The organism is Halopseudomonas salina (genome assembly GCF_014637955.1).
Taxonomy (GTDB): domain Bacteria; phylum Pseudomonadota; class Gammaproteobacteria; order Pseudomonadales; family Pseudomonadaceae; genus Halopseudomonas; species Halopseudomonas salina.
Genome location: NZ_BMFF01000003.1, coordinates 152782 through 172942 on the forward strand (window position 1 = coordinate 152782; position 20161 = coordinate 172942).

Consider the following 20161-nt stretch of genomic DNA (forward strand, 5'->3'; position numbering starts at 1 on the left):
ACCAGATCACGACGGGAAACTGCGTCGCGGACAGTGATGATAACCGGACACCGGGGCATCTGCCTGCAAACTCAAAGCGTGACCCCGTGTTTAACTAGCAGTTTCAGAAGGCCCTGCTCATCCAGTACGGGCACGCTCAATTGCTCCGCCTTGGCCAGTTTACTCCCCGCGCCGGGGCCCGCTACCACGCAGTGGGTTTTCGCTGACACGCTACCGGCGACCTTGGCGCCCAGGCTTTCCAGGTGTTCCTTGGCCACATCCCGGGAGAAGGTTTCCAGGGTGCCAGTCAACACCCAGGTCTGGCCACTGAGTGGCATCCCTTCGCTCTGAGCGGCACGGGGGCTGTCCCAGTGCATACCGAAATCCTTGAGCTGCTGTTCAATCCTGAGGACGTGTTCACGTCTTGCACTGTCGGCGAAATACTCGCGCAGACCCGACTGGGCCTTTTCTGTAAAGCGCGCTACCGTTTTCAGTTCCAGCCAGTCGGCATCCATGATCGCCTGCAGGGTATTGAAACTGGCAGTCAGGCGCTCGGCACCGGTCTTGGCGACGCCAGGTATCTCCAGCCGGGTAATGAACTCAGCCAGAGTGATGCTGGCTGCCAGATCCGGACTCAGATCGCCCTCCTCCTGCAGCTGGATGCCGCGCTCGAGCAGTTGGCCTATGACGGTCTGGTTGTGCTCCTCGGCAAAGAACGCGTGAATCTCGTGGGCCACTTCAGCTCCGACATCGGGCAGGTATACCAGCACTTCGGGCAGCGCCTGGCTGATACGCGCCAGTGAACCCAGGGAGCGGGCGAGGAGCTTGGCTGTTTCCTCACCCACATCGGGAATGCCCAGGGCGTAGATGAAGCGTGCCAGCGTGGGCTCCTTACAGTCCTGGATGGCACCGAGCAGGTTTTTGCTGGAGATCTCGGCGAACCCCTCCAGAGCAATTACCTGCTCGTAGGTGAGCAGATAGAGGTCGGCGGGTGAGCTGACCAGGCCGGTATTCACCAGTTGCTCGACAATTTTCTCGCCCAGGCCATCGATATCCAGGGCGCGCCGCGATACGAAGTGGATGATTGCCTGCTTGAGCTGGGCCTGACAGGTGAGCCGGCCTACGCAGCGGTACACTGCCCCTTCGCTGACAGTTTCTCGTCCCCTGGTGCGCTTGACCAGCTGGGTACGTTCCACATCCGCGCCACAGACCGGGCATTGCTGGGGAATGTCTACCGGTTTGGCATCGGCCGGTCGCCGCTCGGCCACCACCTGCATTACCTGCGGGATGACATCACCGGCGCGCCGGATGATCACGCTGTCGCCGATCATCAGCCCCAGGCGCTTGACCTCATCCATATTGTGCAAAGAGGCATTGGATACCGTAACGCCGGCGACCTGCACCGGACGTAAACGCGCCACCGGGGTAACTGCGCCGGTGCGGCCCACCTGGAACTCGACGTCAAGGAGTTCGGTGATCTCTTCCATTGCCGGGAATTTGTGCGCTATGGCCCAGCGCGGCTCACGGGCACGAAAACCCAGCTCACGCTGGTAGGCCAGCTGGTTGACCTTGAAGACGACGCCGTCGATCTCGTAACCCAGGGCCGCACGGCGCTCACCGATGTCGCGGTAATAGTCCAGACACTGGTCGACACCCACAGCCAGTTTCAACTCCCGGCTGATGCTCAAACCCCAGTCACGCAGGCTGTGCAGAATACCAACCTGGGTGTCCGGCAGATCGCCGTCCACCTGACCGATGCCGTAGCAACAGAACTCCAGGGGGCGGGAGCGGGTGATGCTCGGGTCGAGCTGGCGCAATGAACCAGCCGCGGCGTTACGCGGATTGGCAAAGGTCTTGGTGCCAGCCTCACGGGCGCGGTCATTGAGTGCTTCGAACCCGGCCTTGCTGATAAAGACCTCGCCGCGCACTTCCAGCAATGTCGGCCAGCCCTGCCCGCGCAGTTTGAGGGGCACATTGCGGATGGTGCGCACGTTACCGGAGATATCCTCCCCGGTACTGCCATCGCCCCGGGTAGCGCCCCTGACCAACTGTCCGTTCTCATACAGCAGACTGACGGCCAGCCCGTCGAGCTTGGGCTCACAGCAGTACTCCACGTCCTGCCCCGCTTCGAACAGATCCCCGGCGGGCAGATCCAGACCTTCACGCACCCGCCGATCGAAATCGCGCATGCTCTGCTCATCAAAGGCATTGCCCAGGCTGAGCATGGGGACTTCGTGGGTCACCGTACCGAACGCCGACAGGGGCGCACCGCCGACACGCTGGGTGGGTGAGTCGGGCGTAATCAGGTCCGGGCTGGCCTCTTCGATCGCCCTGAGCTCGTTGAACAGCCGATCGTATTCCGCATCGGGAATCGAGGGCTCATCGAGCACGTAATAGCGGTGGTTATGCAGATCAATCTGCTCACGCAACTCAATGGCGCGGGCAGCCGGGTCCTGGGTCTGGGTCATGGTAGATATCGGTCGGGAAACGAATGGCGATTGTAACCAATGGCGAGTGGCACGTCAGGCAGGACGTTGAAACCAAGATGCACAAACCCGCTTTTACAAACCCCAAAATGGATCCCCGCGTTCGCGAGGATGACGATAGCAGAGAGCCCGAGCGAAACTTATAGCTGCGGATCAACTGGTACCGGGAGGGCCGAGCTCTGTCTCGGCCATGGGGTGCCTGCTGAGCTCGCTGGTCGAGATGGAACTCGAAATTCCCGGATGCACACCCCTGGGAGTGGCCGAGTTCCACCTCGGCAAGGTGATACCAGCTACACCGCTGGTCGAGATGGAACTCGACATTCCCGGAAGCACACCCCTGGGAGTGGCCGAGTTCCACCTCGGCAAGGTGGTACCAGCCACACCGCATGTCGAGGTGGAACTCGACATTCCCGGAAGCCACCCCTGGGAGTGGCCGAGTTCCACCTCGGCAAGGTGGTACCAGCTACACCGCTGGTCGAGATGGAACTGGACGCTCCCGGAAGGCCCCTGGGAGTGGCCGAGCTCTGCCTCGGCAGGGTGGTACAAGCTACACCGCTGGTCGAGATGGAACTCGACCTTCCCGGAGCTTAGCGTCTTACCGAATACTGCTTGCGTTCGAATTCGGCGATGCGCAGGCGGTAGTGTTCAATCGTCTGGGCGGTCAGCACGCTGCGTTGTTCGTCTTTCAGGTCACCACCGAGTTCGTGGGAGAGCTTGCGGGCGGCGGCGATCATGAGGTCGAGGGCCTGCTTGGGGTGGCGTGGGCCGGGTAGGCCCATGAAGAAGCTGACGGCGCGCACGCGGGTGTTGTCCATTTCATCCAGATCGAACACGCCGGGCTTGAGCGCGTTGGCCATGGAGAACAATACATCGCCGTTGCCGCTCATGCTTTCATGGCGGTGGAAGATGTTCATGTCGCCGTGGCGCAGGCCACTTTCCAGAATACTCTGGTGCAACGCGGAACCAGCAAAGCCCTCTTCATCGCGCGCTACGACGTTAATGACCAGCACCTCCTGAACGGGTGCGGGGTCCTTGGGAGGCTCGGCTGGTGCTGGCTGGACCTTGGGGGCTTTCTTCTCGTAGCGGCTGAATGGCTTGCGCTCGGCTTTGTCCGTGGGACGGCCATCCCTGGGGCTGGATTCCACGGAGCGGCCATCGGCCAGAGGATCAAGCAATACCGGCACCGGCTCTTCCAGATCCAGGCCTACCTGCTCGGGCTGACGACGGCTATGGGGTTCACGCACTTCGTCTTCTGCCGGGAGGATGGGCAGATCGTCGTCGAAGGAGGGCTCGGCACGTTCGTGTTTGCCCAGCACCCTTGGCGGGCCCAGCAGCTCGTTACTGTCTGGCTCGTCCGGAAGATCCTGCAGGTTGCGTTCAAGCTTGAAGCGTATCCGCGAACGGCCGCCCATACGCCGCCAGCCATCAAACAGAATACCTGCGATCACCAGAAGGCCAATAATGATAAGCCACTCACGCAAACCGAAATCCATGAATATCCTGATCCTGTCTACTAATTCTGAACTGGAGCCAACTACGCGGTTGGCCGCATGTTAACCGTTGACACTAGCATGCCCCGACGCAACATTATAGCGCTGCCAGGGCCGCGGCCTCCTCTACATCCACTGTGACAAGCCGGGAACAACCGGGTTCATGCATTGTCACGCCGAGCAATTGGTCAGCCATTTCCATCGCTATCTTGTTATGCGTAATGTAAATGAATTGTACGCGCTTAGACATCTCTTTAACTAATCGTGCATAACGCCCGACGTTGGCGTCATCCAGGGGTGCATCCACTTCGTCGAGCATGCAGAAAGGTGCCGGGTTGAGCTGGAAGATGGAAAACACCAGGGCGATGGCGGTCAGTGCCTTTTCGCCACCGGACAATAGGTGGATGGTGCTGTTCTTCTTGCCGGGCGGGCGGGCCATGATGGTCACGCCGGTGTCGAGCAGGTCGTCGCCGGTGAGCTCCAGATAGGCGTGACCGCCGCCGAATACCTTGGGGAAGAGGGACTGCAGGCCATGGTTGACCTTGTCGAAGGTTTCCTTGAAGCGGCTGCGGGTTTCCCGGTCGATCTTGCGGATGACCTGCTCCAGAGTGTTCAGCGCCTCTTCCAGATCGGCGTTCTGCGCATCCAGGTAGCGTTTGCGCTCTGACTGCTGCTGATACTCGTCGATAGCGGCCAGGTTGATCGCGCCCAGCCGCTGAATACGCGCATCCATTTGCGCCAGTTGCTGCTCCCAGGCGGCTTCGGTGGCCTCTTCTGGCAGCAAGTCCAGCACGGACTTGAGGTCATAACCCGCTTCGAGCAGCTGCTCCTGCAAACCCTGGCGGCGCGTCTGCAGATCCCGCGCGGCGAGGCGCTGCTCATCCAGCTGCGTGCGCAGTACCTGGGCCTGCTGTTCGGCCTGGGCGCGGCGGCGGTCCTGGTCGCGCATCAGTTGATCGACGCTTTCCAGCGCCTGGCGAGCATTGCCCAGCTCCTGCTCCACCTGCACGCGCTGTTCCAGCAGGCTTTCCAGCTCGATACGCTGGTCGTCCTCGGGGGCCTGGCTTTCCTCCAGGGTCATGCGCAGCTGCTCGCGGCGTTCGGACAAGCGCTCGACCTGCACGCCCAGACGCTCGAGGCCCTGGCTGGTGGAATCATGCTGGGCGCGCAGGGACTGCACGCGCAGTTCCAGCTGGTGCAGCCGGTCCTTGTGCTGGCGGGCGTGTTGACGGGCCTGATCGAGACTTTCACGTACCTGATCGCGCTGGCGCAGCAGCTCCTCGCGCTGACCGGCGTCAGCCGCCATATGATCCAGGGCGGCCTGCAGGGTCATGCGCGCCTCACCGATCTGTTCCTGCTCCTCGATGCGCTGGGCGCGGATATCCTCCAGATCATCGGTTATGCGTTGGCGCCGGGCGTTGACCTGCTCCAACCGCACCTGGCGCGCCGACCACTGGGCCTTGAGATCACCCTGCTCGCGGCTCTGGCTGGCCAGCCCCTGCTGCAGGCTGTCGCGCTGCTGCTCCAGCAACCGGATGCGTTCACGCAGCTCATCGACGCGCAGATTCTCCTGCTCGAGGCGTTGTTCCTGCTCCTCGACATTGGTCTGCAGACTGTCAATCTCCTGCTGCCTGGCAAGCACGCCGGACTGACTTTCTTCACCACGCTGATAACGCAACCAGTTGCGCCCCAACCAGTGACCGGCAGGGGTAATGATGGACTGATGATCAGCAAGCTGAGCGCGGGCAGCCAGGGCTTGATCAAGGCTGTCTGCGGTGCGGATATTGGCCAGCCAAGGTGACAGATCGACCGGGCAGCGGACCTTAGCGTACAGGGAGTCACTGTCTGCTGCAGCCGATTGACCGGCAGAGGTACCGGTTTCGATCAGCCGCAGGCTGCCCTGATCAAAACCGCCAAGACTGTCCGCCATGCTGTCGAGGCTGCCCAGGCTGACGGCTTGCAGATCATCAGCCAGCACGGTTTCTACCGCCAGCTCCCAACCGCTATCGACCTGCAACTGGCCCGCGAGCTGCGGCAGATCCTGCAGCCCCTGCTCGCGCAACCACTGCTGCACACCCTGCCCCTGATCGAGCGCGGCCTGCTGCAGCGCTTCAAGGGAGGCCAGCCGGCCACTCTGACGCTGAATTTCACCACGGCGGATGTCCCGTTCCTGGTGCAGCGCGTGCAGGGTTTCGCGTTCCTGCTGCAGGTTGTCGCTGATATCGGTCAGTTGCTGCTGTTCGGTTTCGCTGCGCAGCTCCATCTCGGCTAGTTGCTCGGTCAGCTCCGCCAGCTCTTCGTCCAGGGGGCCGGAGGTCAGACCGCTGCGCTCGTCCTCAAGACGCTGGATTCGCTCGCTGAGGCGTTCGATGGCCTGTTCCAGGTGACGAATCCGTGATTGCTCGACTTCGGCCTGCTGTCGTGGCGCGGCAGCCTGCTGGTTGAACTGGTCCCAGGCGCCCTGCCAGGCCTGCATGGCTTCTTCGGCGGTAAGCAATTGTTCGGCGGTATCTTCGTCGGCGGCGCTGGCCATCTCCAGCTCGGGCTCGACCTCGGCCAGTTCGTTCTGCAGGTCGGCAAGCAGCGCCTGGTCCTGCCCGAGGTGGCTCTGCGCTTCCTGCCAGGCCAGTTCGGTTTCGTCGATATCGTCATGCAACTGGCGCTGGCGATCACGGTTGAACTGCAGCACCTGCTCGATACGGCTGATGTCTGCGCCCACGCTGTAATACCGGGCCTGCACCTGATTGAAGGTTTCTGTCAGATCGGCGTGCTGGTCGCGCTGCTTCTCGACCTCGCTGTCGGCATTGCGCTGTTCGGCAATCAGGGCTTCCATGCCGATTTCCAGGTCGCGTACGCGGTGTTCGCGCTCGGCTGTCTGAGCGTCCAGGGTCTGCCAGCGCAGCGCCTGCAGCTGGGCCTTGAGCTGCCGCTCTTCAGCCTTGAATTCCTTGTACTTTTCAGCCGACTGGGCCTGGCGCTGCAAATGTGCCAGTTGGCGTTCGAGCTCCTCGCGCAGGTCGGTCAGGCGCGCCAGGTTGTCGTGGGTCCGGCGGATGCGATTTTCGGTCTCCCGGCGCCGCTCCTTGTATTTGGAGATGCCCGCGGCTTCTTCGATAAACAGCCGCAGCTCATCGGGCTTGGCCTCGATCAGCTTGGAGATCATGCCCTGCTCGATGATCGAGTAGCTGCGCGGGCCCAGACCGGTGCCCAGGAAAATATCGGTGATGTCGCGACGTCGGCATTTGGTGCCGTTGAGGTAATACTGATTCTGCGCCTCGCGGGTCACCCGACGGCGGATGGAGATCTCGTTGTAACCGGCGTATTCGCCCTTGAGCGTGCCGTCAGTGTTGTCGAAGATCAGTTCGATCGACGCCTGGCCAACCGGCTTGCGGCTGTTGGAGCCATTGAAGATGACATCGGTCATCGACTCGCCGCGCAGGTTCTTGGCTGAGCTTTCGCCCATTACCCAGCGCACGGCATCGATGATATTGGATTTGCCACAGCCGTTCGGCCCGACCACGGCGCCCATATTGGTCGGGAAGAAAACGGTAGTCGGGTCTACAAAGGATTTGAAACCCGCCAGCTTGATGCACTTAAGTCGCATTCAGTCGCCTGTTACACGCTCCAGCACAAGCCGCACAATCCAACAGCTCCCCTCACGGGGCCGGCCGGACTGGCTGTTTGCGCATAATAAGCAGGCATTTTTACCTGCAATGGACGCCCATGAGAAGCCCTGACCCTGAAATACTCTGTTACCTGGCTGACAGGGCCCCTCGCCTGATACTGGCCAAGCCATTGCCGGTACTGCAAAATCGCGTCCTCGACACTCGAAAACGGATAAGACCATGGCGCTGCAACCGGATATGGATCAGCTGTACGACCAGCTGGTAGAGGAAGAGGATACGCGAGTCTGCAAGGATATCCCCGAATCCGCCTGCAGCAACGTGCCGGCCAACTTCTTCCGTCAGGTCGCGGCTATCGTGCTTACCGGGCTGGGCGACACCCTGACCAACCCCAAGACCACTCTGGCCTGGCTGGTCGGTATCGTCGGAGCCCCGGCGGCCATTATTGCCTGGCTGGTACCCATCCGCGAATCCGGCTCCATGCTGCCGCAGATGTTTATTGCGGCCTTCATACGCCGCCAGGCATTGCGCAAGCCGCTCTGGGTGGCGGGCAGCCTGGTGCAGGCCCTTGCCCTGCTGGCAATGGGCGCTGCGGCCTGGTTGACCGAAGGCCTGCTGGCCGGATTGCTGATTCTCGGCTGCCTGGCCCTGTTCAGCCTGGCACGCAGTGTCTGCTCGGTGGCCATCAAGGATGTGATGGGCAAGACTATTCCAAAGACCCGCCGTGGCCGCATGCATGGCATGGCCACCACCATCTCAGGCGTTCTGGCCCTGGCGTTCGGCATTTATATGATGCTGATGCCACCGGCGGACGACGATGTGCTGTTCTATGCCCTGTTGCTGGTGGGCGCGGCGATGCTCTGGGTGGGCGCCGCCATTCTGTATCAACGGGTGGAGGAAACCCCCGGTGCAACCGAGGGCGGGGCCAATGCCATCAGCGAAGCGGTGAGCCGCATCAGCCTGCTGCGCGACGACGCCCCGTTCAGACGGTTTGTGATTACCCGGGCTCTGCTGCTGTGCTCGGCGCTGTCTGCCCCCTACTACGTCGTGTTAGGACAGGAGGTGGAGTCTTCACTGGGTATGCTGGGTGCCTTTCTGGTCGCCAACGGGCTGGCTAACAGCCTGAGTGCGATGTTCTGGGGGCGCATGGCTGATCTGTCGAGCAAGCAGGTGCTGACACGCGCCGGCCTGTTGGCCAGCCTGATTGCCGTGCCAGTGGTGGGCCTGCACTGGTGGGGCAATCTGCCTGCCGCATTGCATGCCTGGCTGTTTCCAGTTGCGTTCTTCGTTCTGGGTATCGCCCACGCGGGCGTGCGGGTAGGCCGCAAGACCTATGTGCTGGATATGGCCGGTGGCAACAAGCGCACGGATTATGTAGCACTGAGTAACAGCCTGATCGGCCTGCTGCTGTTGAGCACCGGATTCCTCGGCCTGTTGACGGCGCTTATCGGCCCCGGCGGAATGCTACTGCTGCTGTCCGGGCTGGGCCTGTGTGGTGCATTGATGTCACTTAAACTGGATGAAGTTCAGTCCTGAATCAACCTGATTACAGGGGGTCTGCATGTCAGCACCCGCTTCCAGCGATACTAACCTCGGTCTGCCCATAACCCGCCTGGCGGGCCTGATTCTGGGGCCTTTGCTGCTGGTGGCCACGGTACTGCTGCCCGCCCCGGGCGGCATGGCGAATGAAGCATGGTTGGCGTTGGGTATGTTGTTGTTCATGGCTACCTGGTGGTCAACCGAAGCCATTGCGATACCCGTCACAGCCCTGCTTCCGATCATTCTGATCCCCGCTCTGGGGCTGGATACTGTGGTTGCGGCGACGGCAGCCTATGCCAATCCGATCATTTTTCTGTTTATGGGCGGCTTTGTTCTGGGCCTGGCCCTGCAACGCTGGAATCTGCACAAGCGCATTGCGCTGCTAACCCTGCTGGCGGTGGGGAGCCAGCCAAAACGCCAGATTGGCGGATTCATGGTGGCCACGGCCTTTCTGAGCATGTGGGTGAGTAATACCGCGACCACCATCATGATGCTGCCAATCGGCCTTTCGGTAGTGAGCATGATGGCTGACGACGATCCCGAGGCAGTCCGCCGTTTTGCCACGAATCTGCTCCTGGCGATCGCCTATGCGGCCAGTGTCGGCGGTATTGCCACCCTTATCGGCACACCGCCGAACGCCCTGCTCGCCGCCTATCTGGCGCAGAACCAGGGAATCACCATTGGTTTTGCGCAATGGATGCTGGTGGGTGTGCCGGTCTCGCTGACCATGCTGGCCGCGATATGGTTCTGGCTCACGCGTAATGGCATGGGCGATGGCGATGATGCAGCGCGCAAGGCTGAGGGTCTGCGCGAGCAATTACAGGCTCTGGGGCCCATGAGTCGTGCGGAAAAGCTCGTGGCAACGGTTTTTGTTGCCACGGCTGCCGCCTGGATATGCCAACCGATGCTCGCCGCCAGCCTGTTGCCCTGGCTGAATGACACCATCATTGCAATCACCGCCGCCATCGTCCTGTTTCTGATCCCGGTCGACCTGCGATCCAAAATCTTTCTGATGGACTGGGACACCGCGCAGGGTATGCCATGGGGCGTGTTGTTACTGTTTGGCGGGGGGCTGGCGCTGGCCGGCGCAATCAGCAGCTCCGGGCTGGCCACCTGGATCGCCGAAAGCCTGGGCGTACTGAGTATGCTGCCGGCCCTGCTGATGGTGGCCCTGGTGGTGACGGTGATCATCTTCCTGACCGAGGTGACCAGTAATACCGCGACAGCGGCGGCTTTTCTGCCGCTATTGGGCGCGCTGGCCGTGGCTCAGGACCTGTCGCCACTGCTGTTCACCATTCCGGCGGCCATTGCGGCCAGTTGCGCCTTCATGATGCCGGTGGCCACGCCGCCCAACGCGATCGTTTTCGGCAGTGGCCATCTGCAGATCGGCGATATGATCCGCGCCGGATTTGCGCTCAACCTGCTCGGCATCATCGTTGTGACCTTTGCCGGATACGCGCTGGTGGGCTGGATCTTTGGCGGCCTTTAAGGCACCGCCTGATCTATCACCAGGGTGGCCTGTTGGCCATCACCGACCGTGACCTGGTCGATACGCCCTTCATGGGTGCCCTGCATCACATCCCCTGTAGGGGATAAACGGGCGTTGAGCTGCAGCGTCTGCCCTTCGGTAATTTTCACGTCCGGCAACATGGCGTCCGAGGAACTGAGCACGATATCCGCCGGCAGATCACTGACCTGCAAACGCCGTGCAATCAGCGGCATGGGTGGCCCCTGGGCATCGCGGGCAAAGATGAACACGACCGCCTCGGGACCCACTTCGTCAGCTATGCCATCAGCCAGCTCCAGACGCACACGGATGACCGCATTGCCAACCGGCTCCTGAACCTGTGGTTCACCTGAATCGCCCATGCGCTCCCGAGCACGGGCAATGCCGCCCTGTATGGCCTGAGCGCCGGCACTTTGCGGCGCCATGCCCACCAAAAGGCGTTCCCAGAAGCTGATCGCACCGGGATAATCGCCGCTTTCGAAGGCGGCAATACCCAGCAGACCCAGTGCGGTGGGCTCATTGGGATCAAGCTCCAGCGCCTTGTCCAGTGCGGCTACCGCTGCGCTGTCCAGCTGATTGCCACTGGCGAAGAAACGCGCCTGGCCCAACTGAGCCAACACCTCTGGTCGGTCACCCAGGCGTTCAAGACTTTCATCGAATGCCCGGGCCGCCTCTGCCGGGCGCTGATCAGACAGATAGGCGCGACCGAGCATGTACCAGGCTTCACCGCTTTCCGGCTGTACCTGGGTAATGCGTTCCATGCGGGTGATCATTTCTTCAAGGCTTGCCGGTTCGCCGCCCTCGGCCATATCCCTGGACAGGGCCAGGCCATCGGGATTGCCCCAGGCCAGATAGAGCACGGCGACAATCGCCGGCAGCACACCGGCAGCGCCCACCAGCACCCAGGGCGCCCCACGACGGCGCTGAAGCCGCTCGGGCTGATCGGTATCAGAGAGCAGCAGACGACTGGCCTCTTCGAGCGTCGCGTCCCGTTGATCGGGGCTGATTTCCCCTGCAACAACCTGGGCGTCCAGCTCCCTGATGCGCTCCTCATAGAGGGCAACATTCAGCGCGGTGCGGTCAACAGTCGCGTGTTGGTGGCGGCGCCACAGGGGCCAGAGAATGGACACCATGCCCAGCACGACCAGAACAATACTTGCGAACCAGAAATCAGTCATTGCGGTCTTTCTTCTCCAGCAGGGATTGCAGTCTTTGCTGCTCGTCGGGGCTCAGATGATCGTCACCGGCAGACTTGAAGGCTTTCTGACGTCGCCGCAGCATGAAAACCAGCGCCAGCAGCCCGACAAGCAGGAAAGCCGCCGGAGCAAACCAGAGAATGGCCGTTTCAGCCGTCAGAGCCGGCCGATAGCGAACGAATTCGCCATAGCGCGCGACCATGAAATCCACGATCTCTTCATTGCTGCGGTCTTCCTGCAGCATGCGGTAGATTTCCCGGCGCAGGTCGTTGGCAATCGGCGCATTGGAATCGGCGATGTTCTGGTTCTGGCACTTGGGGCAACGCAGCTCGGTGCTCAGGTAATAGAAGCGCGCACGCTGCTCTTCACTGTCGAACTCGTAGGTGTCGATGGCTGCAACACTGGCAAAGCTTGCCAGCACCAGCGCCAGTGCGGCGATAAGGCGGATCATGGCTGCGCCTCATCAACCAGGGCCTGATAGCGCGCGGCCAGATCACTTTCCCAGATGCGCTCATCTATCACGCCGATGAACTTGTAACGGATCATGCCCTGGGCATCGACAAAGAAGGTCTCCGGCGCACCGTATACGCCCAGATCCAGGCCCAGCAAGCCCTCTGGATCGCTGATATTCAGCTCGTAGGGATCATGCAGGTCGCGCAGCCATTTACGTGCGGCCTCGGTGTCGTCCTTGTAGTTGACGCCGTGAATGACTACTCCCTCGGCGGCCAGCTTGTTCAACACCGGATGCTCGACGCGACACGCCACGCACCATGTCGCCCAGACGTTGACCAGTGATGGCTGGCCGAGCAGCGCCTGCTCGGTGATAGCCGGCTCACCCTCTTCAACAGACGGCAGATTGAATACCGGGAAGCGCTGCCCCACCAGCACCGAAGGCAGGTCGTCATTGTCGAGATAGAGCCCCCGAAACAGGAAGACCAGCATCAGCAGAAAGAGCGCCAGCGGTAGCAATAACAGTGCGCGTCTCATCAGACAGACTCCCGTGCTACCGCATCGACCTTGGACTCGCGAGCCCGTAGCCGGTAGCGTTTGTCGCTGGCAGCCAGTAACCCGCCGAACATCATGAACAGCGCGCCTCCCCATATCCAGCGTACAAAGGGCTTGATGTGCACGCGCATGGCCCAGGCGTCACCTTCCAGCGGCTCACCCATGGCCACGAACAGGTCACGGGTGAGGCCTGGGTGAATCGCTGCCTCGGTCATGAGCTGGTTCTGCACTGTGTACAGACGCTTGTCCGGTCGCAGGGTGGTGATCTGCCGATCGCCGCGAAACACCACCATGGTGGCGCGATCGGCCTCCCAGTTGGAGCCCGAATAGTGCTCGGTACCTTCGAATACAAACCGGTAACCGCCGAGCTCTACCTGATCACCCGGTGCCATGCGCAGATCACGCTGGCTGTCGAACAGGCTGGCGCCGATCACGCCCACCGCACACACCGCCATACCGATATGCGCCAGGGTCATGCCCCAGTAACTGCGAGGCAACGCCTGCATACCACGGACCAGACCCTTGTTGCGGGTCTTGTGGATGATATCGCGGATGCTCATGCCTACCACCCAGAACACCAGCACCAGCATGCTGCCAACCGCCAGATGATGCTCGCCTATCCAGATCGCCAGACCAATGGCAGCGATCGCCGACAGGAGCAGAACCCATTTCAACTGACCGAACAGCCAACGGGCCGGGGTATCTTTCCAGCGGCTGACCATACCCACACCCATTGCCGCCATCAAAAGCGCCATCAGCGGTACGAACAACGCGTTGAAGTATGGAGGGCCGACCGAGACCAGGGTGCCACTGATCGCATCCAGGGCCAGGGGATACAGCGTACCCAGCAGGATCATCAGCGCAGACACCACGAGAATCACGTTATTGATCAACAGGAAGGTTTCCCGCGACCAGAGGGCGAACCCGATCTGACTCTTGACCACTGGCGCGCGCAGCGCATAGAGCGCCAGGGAGCCGCCGGTGACTACCAGCAGGAAGGCGAGGATGAACACGCCCCGCTCCGGATCGGTGGCAAAGGCGTGCACCGAGGTAAGTACGCCGGAACGCACCAGGAAGGTACCCAGCAAGCTCAGTGAAAAGGTCGCGATGGCCAGCAGCACTGTCCAGCTCTTGAATACACCGCGCTTTTCAGTCACCGCCAGCGAGTGAATCAGGGCGGTGCCGACCAACCAGGGCATGAACGAGGCGTTCTCCACCGGATCCCAGAACCACCAGCCGCCCCAACCGAGCTCGTAATAGGCCCACCAGGAGCCCAGGGCGATACCCAGAGTCAGGAAGGCCCAGGCGATGATGGTCCAGGGCCGCGACCAGCGTGCCCAGGCCGCATCCAAACGGCCGCCGAGCAGCGCGGCGATAGCAAAGGCGAAGGCCACCGAGAATCCCACATAACCCATGTAGAGCATCGGCGGATGCACGATCAGACCGAAGTCCTGGAGCAGCGGATTGAGGTCGTTGCCGTCGGCCGGATGGAACGGCAGCTGCCGGTCGAAGGGGTTGGAGGTCATCAGCATGAACAACAGGAAGCCGATGGAAATCATGCCCATGACGGCAAGCACGCGGCTGAGCATTTCCGGCGGGAGATCACGGGAAAAGATTGCCACGGCCAGGGTCCAGGCCGACAGGATCAGTGCCCAGAGCAACAGTGAACCCTCGTGCCCGCCCCAGACGGCGCTGACCCGGTAGTACCAGGGCAACGCCGAGTTGGAGTTCAGGGCGACGTAGGTCACGCTGAAGTCATTACCGACGAAGGCCTGCACCAGGCACAGGAAGGCGAAAAACACGAAGAGGCACTGGGCAATGGCGGCTGGCTGAGCAAAGCCCATCGCCAGGGTGTCGCCACGCCACGCACCATACAGCGGCACGGTTGCCTGCAGCAGTGACAGTACCAGCGCAATGATCAAGGCTACCTGGCCAAGCTCGGGAATCATTTCATCTCCTCAATAACCGGCTGCCGCATCGGCATCCCGTTTCATCTGATTGACCTTTTCCATCGCCTGGGCCACTTCCGGTGGCATGTATTCCTCGTCATGCTTGGCCAGCACCTCGTCGGCAATCAGCATGCGATTTTCGTCCAGCCGTCCCAGCGCAACGATGCCCTGCCCCTCACGGAACAGGTCGGGAAGGATCCCGTCATAGGCGATAATGATCTGTTTGTCGCCATCACTGACGGCAAACTGCGTTTCCAGGCTGTCCGGCGAGCGTTTGACGCTTCCATCTACCACCATGCCGCCAGCGCGGATGCGGGCATCCATTGGCGCTTCACCGCCGGCGATCTGACTGGGGGTGTAGAACAGGTTGATATTCTGCTGCAGGGCGCTAAGGGCCAGGCCGACGGCGATGCCAACACCCAGTACGACCAGCACGATGAGAATCAGGCGTTTCTTGCGCTGGGGGTGCATCACGCTACCTCCCGGCGCCGGCGCCGCGCTTCGACATTGATCAGGCGCCGACGTGCAACCCAGGGCTGCACCAGGTTCAGCGCCAATACCACGAATGTTATCGCATAGGCGGACCAGACGTAGGGTCCGTGGCCATCCATGGCGAGCAGTTCGGGCAGAGTATTCATCAGGTTTTCTCCAGGGCGTCGCGTACCCAGCGGGTCTTGTGCTCACGACGCAAGACTTCCAGGCGCATGCGCATCAACAGGCTGACGGTGAACAGGGCATAGAAACCCAGCACCATCAGCAACAGGGGTAACCACATCTCCACCGGCATGGCCGGCTTCTCGGTAATCTTGAAGGTGGCAGGCTGGTGCAGGGTGTTCCACCAGTCCACCGAGTATTTGATGATCGGAATATTGACCAGGCCAACGATGGCCAGCACGGCGGTTGCCTTGGCCGAGGTATCACGGTTACTGATCGCCTGGCTCAGGGCGATGATGCCGAAATACAGAAACAGCAGGATCAGCATGGAGGTCAGGCGCGCATCCCATACCCAGTAGGTGCCCCAGGTCGGTTTGCCCCAGATGGCGCCGGTAACCAACGCGATGAAGGTCATCCAGGCGCCGATAGGGGCCGCGCAACGCAGTGCAACATCAGCCAGTTTCATGCGCCACACCAGGGTGACAATGCCGGCGGCCGCAAGCATTACGTAACAGGACTGGGCGACGAAGGCCGCGGGGACGTGAATATAGATAATTCGGAAGCTGTTGCCCTGCTGGTAATCCTGCGGGGCGAAAAACAGACCCCAGACGCTACCCACGCCCAGCAGGAGCATACTGGCGACAAAGAACCAGGGCAGCCAACGACCGCTGATATCGTAGAACCACTTGGGCGAACCCAGCTTATGGAAAAAACTCCAGTTCATCGCATGCTCTCTTTGCCAGTCATTCACTCACCCCGATGCGCAAGCCTGCCGCTATTGCAACAGGTGCCAGGCTCAGGGACAGCACCGCCAGGCACCCCAGCCACAGAGCGTAGCCGGTTACCGGCATGCCCTGCACCGCCGCCTCGACTGCGCCAGTACCCAGAATCAGCACCGGAATGTACAGGGGAAGGATCAACAGGGCCAGTAATACACCACCACTTTTCAGGCCTACCGTCAGCGCCGCTCCGACTGCACCGAGCAGACTGAGCACGGGTGTGCCAAGCAGCAGGCTCATGCCCAGTACCGGCAGCACCTTGGCCGGCAACGACAACATCAGGCCGAAGAGCGGCGACAGGACAACCAGCGCCAGCCCGCAGACCATCCAGTGATGCAGTACCTTGACCAGCACCATCAGCGCCAGGGGGTGGGGTGAAAGCACCCACTGTTCCAGGGAACCGTCTTCATAGTCGCTGCGAAACAGGCCGTCGAGGGACAGCAAGGTAGCCAATAACGCGGCTACCCAGATCACTCCCGGCGCCATGGTACGCAGCATGCCCGGCTCCGGTCCCACCGCCAGCGGAAACAGGCTGATCACGATGGCAAAAAACACCAGTGGATTGAGCAGTTGCCCCGGCCGGCGCCAGGCCAGACGCCACTCCCGGGTAAAGAGTAACCAGATGATCTGCAGCATCAGGCGACCTGCCCCAGATCCAGACAACGCAGGCCGGCAAGATGCTCCAGACTGTGATGGGTGGTCAGCACCACAATGCCGCCCCGGGCAGCATGGGCCAGCACATGGGCTTCCAGCGCAGCCACGCCGCTGCGGTCGATGGCAGTAAAAGGCTCATCGAGTATCCACACCGGATGTGCTTCAAGGTAGAGCCTCGCAAGAGCCACCCGGCGCTGCTGGCCCGCTGAAAGATGATCACAGGGCACATCTTCAAAACCACGCAGGCCTACCATCTGCAGGGCCTGCCAGATCTGTTCGCGGGATACCGGCTGGCTGAGGGCGCAGAGCCAACTGAGGTTTTCTTCGGCAGTGAGGGCGCCCTTGACTGCCGGTGCGTGGCCTATGTACAACCTGTTATTACGCCAGGTATCACGACCCGTACCACTGAACACCGATGCCCCGTCGTAACACACATCGCCAGCCGCAGCTGGCAGCAAGCCGGCCAGTATGCGCAGCAGACTGGTTTTGCCGGACCCGTTAGGGCCGGCCACCTGAAGCACATCGCCAGGGGCGAGTTGGATCGACAGGTTCTCGAACAGCTCGCGCTGATCGCGCTCGCAGGCCAGATGCCGGATGTCGATAGGCTGTGATTTCACCGGTTCTCCACACAGGCTGGCGGATATCGCCGCACGGGGTTCATGTTTGTATGCTCCAGGCCGCTATACTGCATTGAGGCCTACGAGGCGGGTACGCAACCAGCGCCCAATGGGCCCTGGGCGCAACTCTCGCATTTCGTCGCCATTATACATAGCGCCCCCCGCACGGGGCCCATGATTTACATCAATATGTGACCCCATGGCATCCGATATCAGACTACCGCCAGCACTTGCTACGCCGCCAAATACGGGGCCTGCAGCCAAGCCTCAGGATCCTGCCGCAGTTGCCTTGAAGCTGCTGCGTCCGATTGACGCACTGCTGCTGCCGCCGGGCCAGACCAGCCGTGCGGAGGTGGTCAGCAGTAGCGCAAATGGGGGCCAGTTCAATCTGATTCTGCGCCTGGCGCAGCAGAACAGCAGTCAGGGCGGACAGCGTGCCGACATTGCCGCAACCAGCCCCCGTGCCATTGCCAGCGGCACTCAGGTCCTGATTCAGGCGATCAGCCAGACCCAGCTGATGGCGATCATGCAGCCAGGCGACAAGGCCCCTGCGGGCCCTGCAGCAACCCTGACGCGGCTCGATCCGGGCCAGTTTCCACCGGGCACCACGGTACAGGCCCGGGTGGTCAGCCAGCAACAGATAGATCAGACCCGTTTCGCGGTATTGGCCAAGGTCCTTCAGGGAGCTAACAGTGGCGTAAATCTGAGCCTGACCACCAACAAACCCCTGGAGCCAGGCAGCCTGCTTACCGCGCGTGTAGGCGCCCAGGGCGAACTACGGGTGCCTGATCCGGGCCGCCAGGTACTCCAGCAGGTGCTTTCCCAGGGGCTACGCGAAACGCTGCAACGCCAGGGCTCAGCTGAGCCTCTGCTCAATCGCCTGCAGCAGCTGGCCGGCGTAGCGACAGCCGCCGCCGGACAGACAACACCAGCCACGGCACCGGGGACCCAGAAACCAGCACCGGGAGCAACCAGTACAACGCCGGGTACGCCATTACAGACCACCGCAGCGGCCGACAGACTGGCGACTCAGGTGCAGAGCGCCGTGCGTCAGGTGCTGCAGCAGGTGACTACCCCGGCGCAGCTGATGACGCCAAGCGGTGTCGAGCAGGCAGTGCAGCGCAGCGGACTGTTCCTGGAACCCAACCTGACGCAACTGGCGGATCTGCTCAAGGGCGGACAGGCGCCCGCCGGAGCACGTGAGGCTGGTGCCAGCCCGGCGGGCACGGCACCGTTGCCGCCACCCGCTCTGGCCAAGCTACTATCCGCGCTTGCTGCACTGCCGGTGACACCGGGCGCCCCTCCCCTGCCTGGCGCAGATCTTAAAGCCGCACTGATCAATCTGCTGGTCAATGTGCAACAGCAACTGCCACCGACTGCGCTGAAATCCCTGGTCCTGCCGCCGGGCCCCTGGGCTCAGGGCATGGGGCCGCCACCTGGCGGCTTTCCTCTTCCGCCGCGAGCCATGCAGGCACTGACAGAAACACCGGATCTGGGCTCGCTGCTGCGCCTGACTGCTGCGCTGCTATCGCGTATTCAGCACCACCAGCTGCAGAGCCTGGGGCAATCGCAAACCTTTACCGACGGCAGCACCCAGACCACCTGGCAACTGGAAATCCCCCTGCGCGATGGTCAACAATTCAATCACGTGCAGGTACGAATACAGCGCGACGATGAGGCCCCAAGCAAGAAAGCCGTAGAGCAGACGCCCTTCTGGGAAGTACGCCTGGCCTTCACGCTGGACCATCTTGGCGCGCTGCAGGCCATCGCCAAGCTGTACAAGGGGCGGGTAAACACCCAGTTCTGGGCTGAACAGCCCCATACGCTGTCGCTGCTCAACGGTGAGCTGGCATTGCTGCGCGACCGCTTACTGGCCAAGGGTCTGGAGGTAGGCGAAATCAGTTGCCATCAGGGCACGCCGCCGCAACCCAATCAGGCCCTGCAGCAACGCTGGATCGACGAGGTGACATGATGGGCAAGAACCGCGAAGCGATTGCACTGGTGTACGACGGCGATCAGGCGCCAACGCTGACAGCCAAGGGTGAGGGCGATCTGGCCGAGCAGATCATTCAACTGGCTATGGAGTACGAAGTGCCAATCTATGAAAACGCGGAACTGGCGAAGGTGTTGGCACGCCTGGAACTGGGCGATCAGATACCCGAGGCGCTGTATCGCACCATTGCCGAGATCATTGCCTTTGCCTGGTACCTGAAGGGCAAGGCGCCGGAGGGGTTTGTAGCGCCGGAACAGTTTGATCGGGACCCTGAATAATCAGGGTTTGCGAGCCGCATGCAACTTGGCCACCAGTTCGGCTTCGGCCTTTGACAGCCCGCACGACTGGGTGAGATCTTCGACGCTGGCCCCGAGACTGACCAGCCGGGCGGCCTGGTTATAAGGTAGCGACTGTGGATCGTGTTGTTCAATCCGCTGCTGTTTGTCCTCCAGGCGCTTGAATTGATCCCGCAGGGCGACCAGATCTTCGCCCATACGGATACTCCCCTGCTGGAAGGTTTTCACTTCGCTCTTGAGTTGCTGCAAACGCTGGGTCTGACGCTCCTCGAGCGTCTGAAGCTGACGCGCGATACGCCGGTTGGCCAGATACAGGGCCACCAGGGCTGCGACCAGCGCGCCCAGGGCCAGTCCCACTAACAACATCAGCAGGGCGCCGGTGTCGATCATGCCG

At 61.6% G+C, this 20161-nt stretch carries 18 protein-coding genes; 5 read left to right on the top strand and 13 right to left on the bottom strand.

All coding sequences use genetic code 11. From position 1 onward, the window contains the following. Positions 1 to 71 precede the first annotated feature (71 nt). Positions 72 to 2447 (bottom strand): NAD-dependent DNA ligase LigA, encoded by a 2376-nt coding sequence (gene ligA, locus IEV54_RS08085; protein ID WP_150278602.1) that lies wholly within the window; start codon positions 2445 to 2447, stop codon positions 72 to 74. A gap of 447 nt (positions 2448 to 2894) precedes the next feature. Here ligA and IEV54_RS08090 point away from each other — a divergent pair, with 447 nt between their 5' ends. Then, positions 2895 to 3056 carry a hypothetical protein gene (locus IEV54_RS08090; protein WP_188434382.1) on the top strand — a complete coding sequence of 54 codons (162 nt, stop codon included), beginning with the start codon at positions 2895 to 2897 and terminating at the stop codon, positions 3054 to 3056. On the opposite strand, the gene zipA is transcribed toward IEV54_RS08090, so the two are convergent. Both zipA and smc read right to left on the bottom strand, forming a co-directional pair. Next, positions 3053 to 3958: a cell division protein ZipA gene (gene zipA / locus IEV54_RS08095; protein ID WP_150278603.1), complete on the bottom strand. Its 906-nt coding sequence runs from the start codon at positions 3956 to 3958 to the stop codon at positions 3053 to 3055. The two genes, IEV54_RS08090 and zipA, sit on opposite strands and share 4 nt — an antisense overlap. A 94-nt stretch (positions 3959 to 4052) precedes the next feature. Further along, positions 4053 to 7559: a chromosome segregation protein SMC gene (smc, locus tag IEV54_RS08100; protein ID WP_150278604.1), complete on the bottom strand. Its 3507-nt coding sequence runs from the start codon at positions 7557 to 7559 to the stop codon at positions 4053 to 4055. 241 nt (positions 7560 to 7800) lie between these two features. On the opposite strand from smc, the gene IEV54_RS08105 reads away from it, so the two are divergent. Beyond that, positions 7801 to 9114 (top strand): MFS transporter, encoded by a 1314-nt coding sequence (locus tag IEV54_RS08105; RefSeq protein ID WP_150278605.1) that lies wholly within the window; start codon positions 7801 to 7803, stop codon positions 9112 to 9114. 25 nt (positions 9115 to 9139) lie between these two features. Further along, positions 9140 to 10606 (top strand): SLC13 family permease, encoded by a 1467-nt coding sequence (locus tag IEV54_RS08110; RefSeq protein ID WP_150278606.1) that lies wholly within the window; start codon positions 9140 to 9142, stop codon positions 10604 to 10606. On the opposite strand, the gene ccmI is transcribed toward IEV54_RS08110, so the two are convergent. The 9 genes from ccmI to ccmA are packed head-to-tail and all read right to left on the bottom strand — an operon-like array spanning position 10603 to position 17478. Further along, positions 10603 to 11802 (bottom strand): c-type cytochrome biogenesis protein CcmI, encoded by a 1200-nt coding sequence (ccmI, locus tag IEV54_RS08115; protein WP_150278607.1) that lies wholly within the window; start codon positions 11800 to 11802, stop codon positions 10603 to 10605. The genes IEV54_RS08110 and ccmI overlap by 4 nt on opposite strands. After that, complete coding sequence (locus IEV54_RS08120) at positions 11795 to 12271, bottom strand: cytochrome c-type biogenesis protein (RefSeq protein ID WP_150278608.1); 477 nt, start codon at positions 12269 to 12271, stop codon at positions 11795 to 11797. The genes ccmI and IEV54_RS08120 overlap by 8 nt, the downstream gene beginning before the upstream one ends. After that, positions 12268 to 12807 (bottom strand): DsbE family thiol:disulfide interchange protein, encoded by a 540-nt coding sequence (locus IEV54_RS08125; RefSeq protein WP_150278609.1) that lies wholly within the window; start codon positions 12805 to 12807, stop codon positions 12268 to 12270. Before IEV54_RS08125 ends, IEV54_RS08120 begins: the two co-directional genes overlap by 4 nt. After that, a complete protein-coding gene (locus tag IEV54_RS08130; RefSeq protein WP_150278610.1) occupies positions 12807 to 14774 on the bottom strand; it encodes a heme lyase CcmF/NrfE family subunit in 1968 nt (655 codons plus the stop codon). The genes IEV54_RS08125 and IEV54_RS08130 overlap by 1 nt, the downstream gene beginning before the upstream one ends. A 9-nt stretch (positions 14775 to 14783) precedes the next feature. Next, positions 14784 to 15245 carry a cytochrome c maturation protein CcmE gene (ccmE, locus tag IEV54_RS08135; RefSeq protein ID WP_150278694.1) on the bottom strand — a complete coding sequence of 154 codons (462 nt, stop codon included), beginning with the start codon at positions 15243 to 15245 and terminating at the stop codon, positions 14784 to 14786. Next, on the bottom strand, positions 15245 to 15412 hold the full coding sequence (gene ccmD, locus IEV54_RS08140) for a heme exporter protein CcmD (RefSeq protein WP_150278611.1): 168 nt from the start codon (positions 15410 to 15412) through the stop codon (positions 15245 to 15247). The genes ccmE and ccmD overlap by 1 nt, the downstream gene beginning before the upstream one ends. After that, positions 15412 to 16152, bottom strand: a complete 741-nt coding sequence (locus IEV54_RS08145; protein WP_150278612.1) for a heme ABC transporter permease — start codon at positions 16150 to 16152, stop codon at positions 15412 to 15414. The genes ccmD and IEV54_RS08145 overlap by 1 nt, the downstream gene beginning before the upstream one ends. Positions 16153 to 16171: 19 nt before the next feature. Beyond that, positions 16172 to 16843 (bottom strand): heme exporter protein CcmB, encoded by a 672-nt coding sequence (gene ccmB / locus IEV54_RS08150; RefSeq protein WP_150278613.1) that lies wholly within the window; start codon positions 16841 to 16843, stop codon positions 16172 to 16174. Further along, on the bottom strand, positions 16843 to 17478 hold the full coding sequence (ccmA, locus tag IEV54_RS08155; RefSeq protein WP_150278614.1) for a cytochrome c biogenesis heme-transporting ATPase CcmA: 636 nt from the start codon (positions 17476 to 17478) through the stop codon (positions 16843 to 16845). The genes ccmB and ccmA overlap by 1 nt, the downstream gene beginning before the upstream one ends. 199 nt (positions 17479 to 17677) lie before the next feature. Here ccmA and fliK point away from each other — a divergent pair, with 199 nt between their 5' ends. Together fliK and IEV54_RS08165 are read left to right on the top strand one after the other, a co-directional pair. Further along, complete coding sequence (fliK, locus tag IEV54_RS08160; RefSeq protein WP_150278615.1) at positions 17678 to 19450, top strand: flagellar hook-length control protein FliK; 1773 nt, start codon at positions 17678 to 17680, stop codon at positions 19448 to 19450. Continuing rightward, entirely contained in the window at positions 19447 to 19749 is a 303-nt protein-coding gene (locus IEV54_RS08165) for an EscU/YscU/HrcU family type III secretion system export apparatus switch protein (protein WP_150278616.1), read from the top strand. The genes fliK and IEV54_RS08165 overlap by 4 nt, the downstream gene beginning before the upstream one ends. On the opposite strand, the gene IEV54_RS08170 is transcribed toward IEV54_RS08165, so the two are convergent. Then, positions 19750 to 20157 (bottom strand): DUF2802 domain-containing protein, encoded by a 408-nt coding sequence (locus IEV54_RS08170; RefSeq protein WP_223825513.1) that lies wholly within the window; start codon positions 20155 to 20157, stop codon positions 19750 to 19752. It lies immediately after the preceding gene. Positions 20158 to 20161 lie beyond the last annotated feature (4 nt).

Excerpts from the sequence above, each read along its gene's own strand:
- ccmB (WP_150278613.1), bottom strand. The coding sequence starts at position 16,843 with ATGCTGCAGATCATCTGGTTACTCTTTACCCGGGAGTGGCGTCTGGCC.
- IEV54_RS08125 (WP_150278609.1), bottom strand. The coding sequence starts at position 12,807 with ATGAGACGCGCACTGTTATTGCTACCGCTGGCGCTCTTTCTGCTGATG.
- IEV54_RS08145 (WP_150278612.1), bottom strand. The coding sequence starts at position 16,152 with ATGAACTGGAGTTTTTTCCATAAGCTGGGTTCGCCCAAGTGGTTCTAC.
- IEV54_RS08110 (WP_150278606.1), top strand. The coding sequence starts at position 9,140 with ATGTCAGCACCCGCTTCCAGCGATACTAACCTCGGTCTGCCCATAACC.
- IEV54_RS08105 (WP_150278605.1), top strand. The coding sequence starts at position 7,801 with ATGGCGCTGCAACCGGATATGGATCAGCTGTACGACCAGCTGGTAGAG.
- smc (WP_150278604.1), bottom strand. The coding sequence starts at position 7,559 with ATGCGACTTAAGTGCATCAAGCTGGCGGGTTTCAAATCCTTTGTAGAC.
- IEV54_RS08130 (WP_150278610.1), bottom strand. The coding sequence starts at position 14,774 with ATGATTCCCGAGCTTGGCCAGGTAGCCTTGATCATTGCGCTGGTACTG.
- IEV54_RS08165 (WP_150278616.1), top strand. The coding sequence starts at position 19,447 with ATGATGGGCAAGAACCGCGAAGCGATTGCACTGGTGTACGACGGCGAT.
- ccmE (WP_150278694.1), bottom strand. The coding sequence starts at position 15,245 with ATGCACCCCCAGCGCAAGAAACGCCTGATTCTCATCGTGCTGGTCGTA.
- ccmD (WP_150278611.1), bottom strand. The coding sequence starts at position 15,412 with ATGAATACTCTGCCCGAACTGCTCGCCATGGATGGCCACGGACCCTAC.
- IEV54_RS08120 (WP_150278608.1), bottom strand. The coding sequence starts at position 12,271 with ATGATCCGCCTTATCGCCGCACTGGCGCTGGTGCTGGCAAGCTTTGCC.
- zipA (WP_150278603.1), bottom strand. The coding sequence starts at position 3,958 with ATGGATTTCGGTTTGCGTGAGTGGCTTATCATTATTGGCCTTCTGGTG.
- IEV54_RS08170 (WP_223825513.1), bottom strand. The coding sequence starts at position 20,157 with ATGATCGACACCGGCGCCCTGCTGATGTTGTTAGTGGGACTGGCCCTG.
- fliK (WP_150278615.1), top strand. The coding sequence starts at position 17,678 with ATGGCATCCGATATCAGACTACCGCCAGCACTTGCTACGCCGCCAAAT.
- ligA (WP_150278602.1), bottom strand. The coding sequence starts at position 2,447 with ATGACCCAGACCCAGGACCCGGCTGCCCGCGCCATTGAGTTGCGTGAG.
- ccmI (WP_150278607.1), bottom strand. The coding sequence starts at position 11,802 with ATGACTGATTTCTGGTTCGCAAGTATTGTTCTGGTCGTGCTGGGCATG.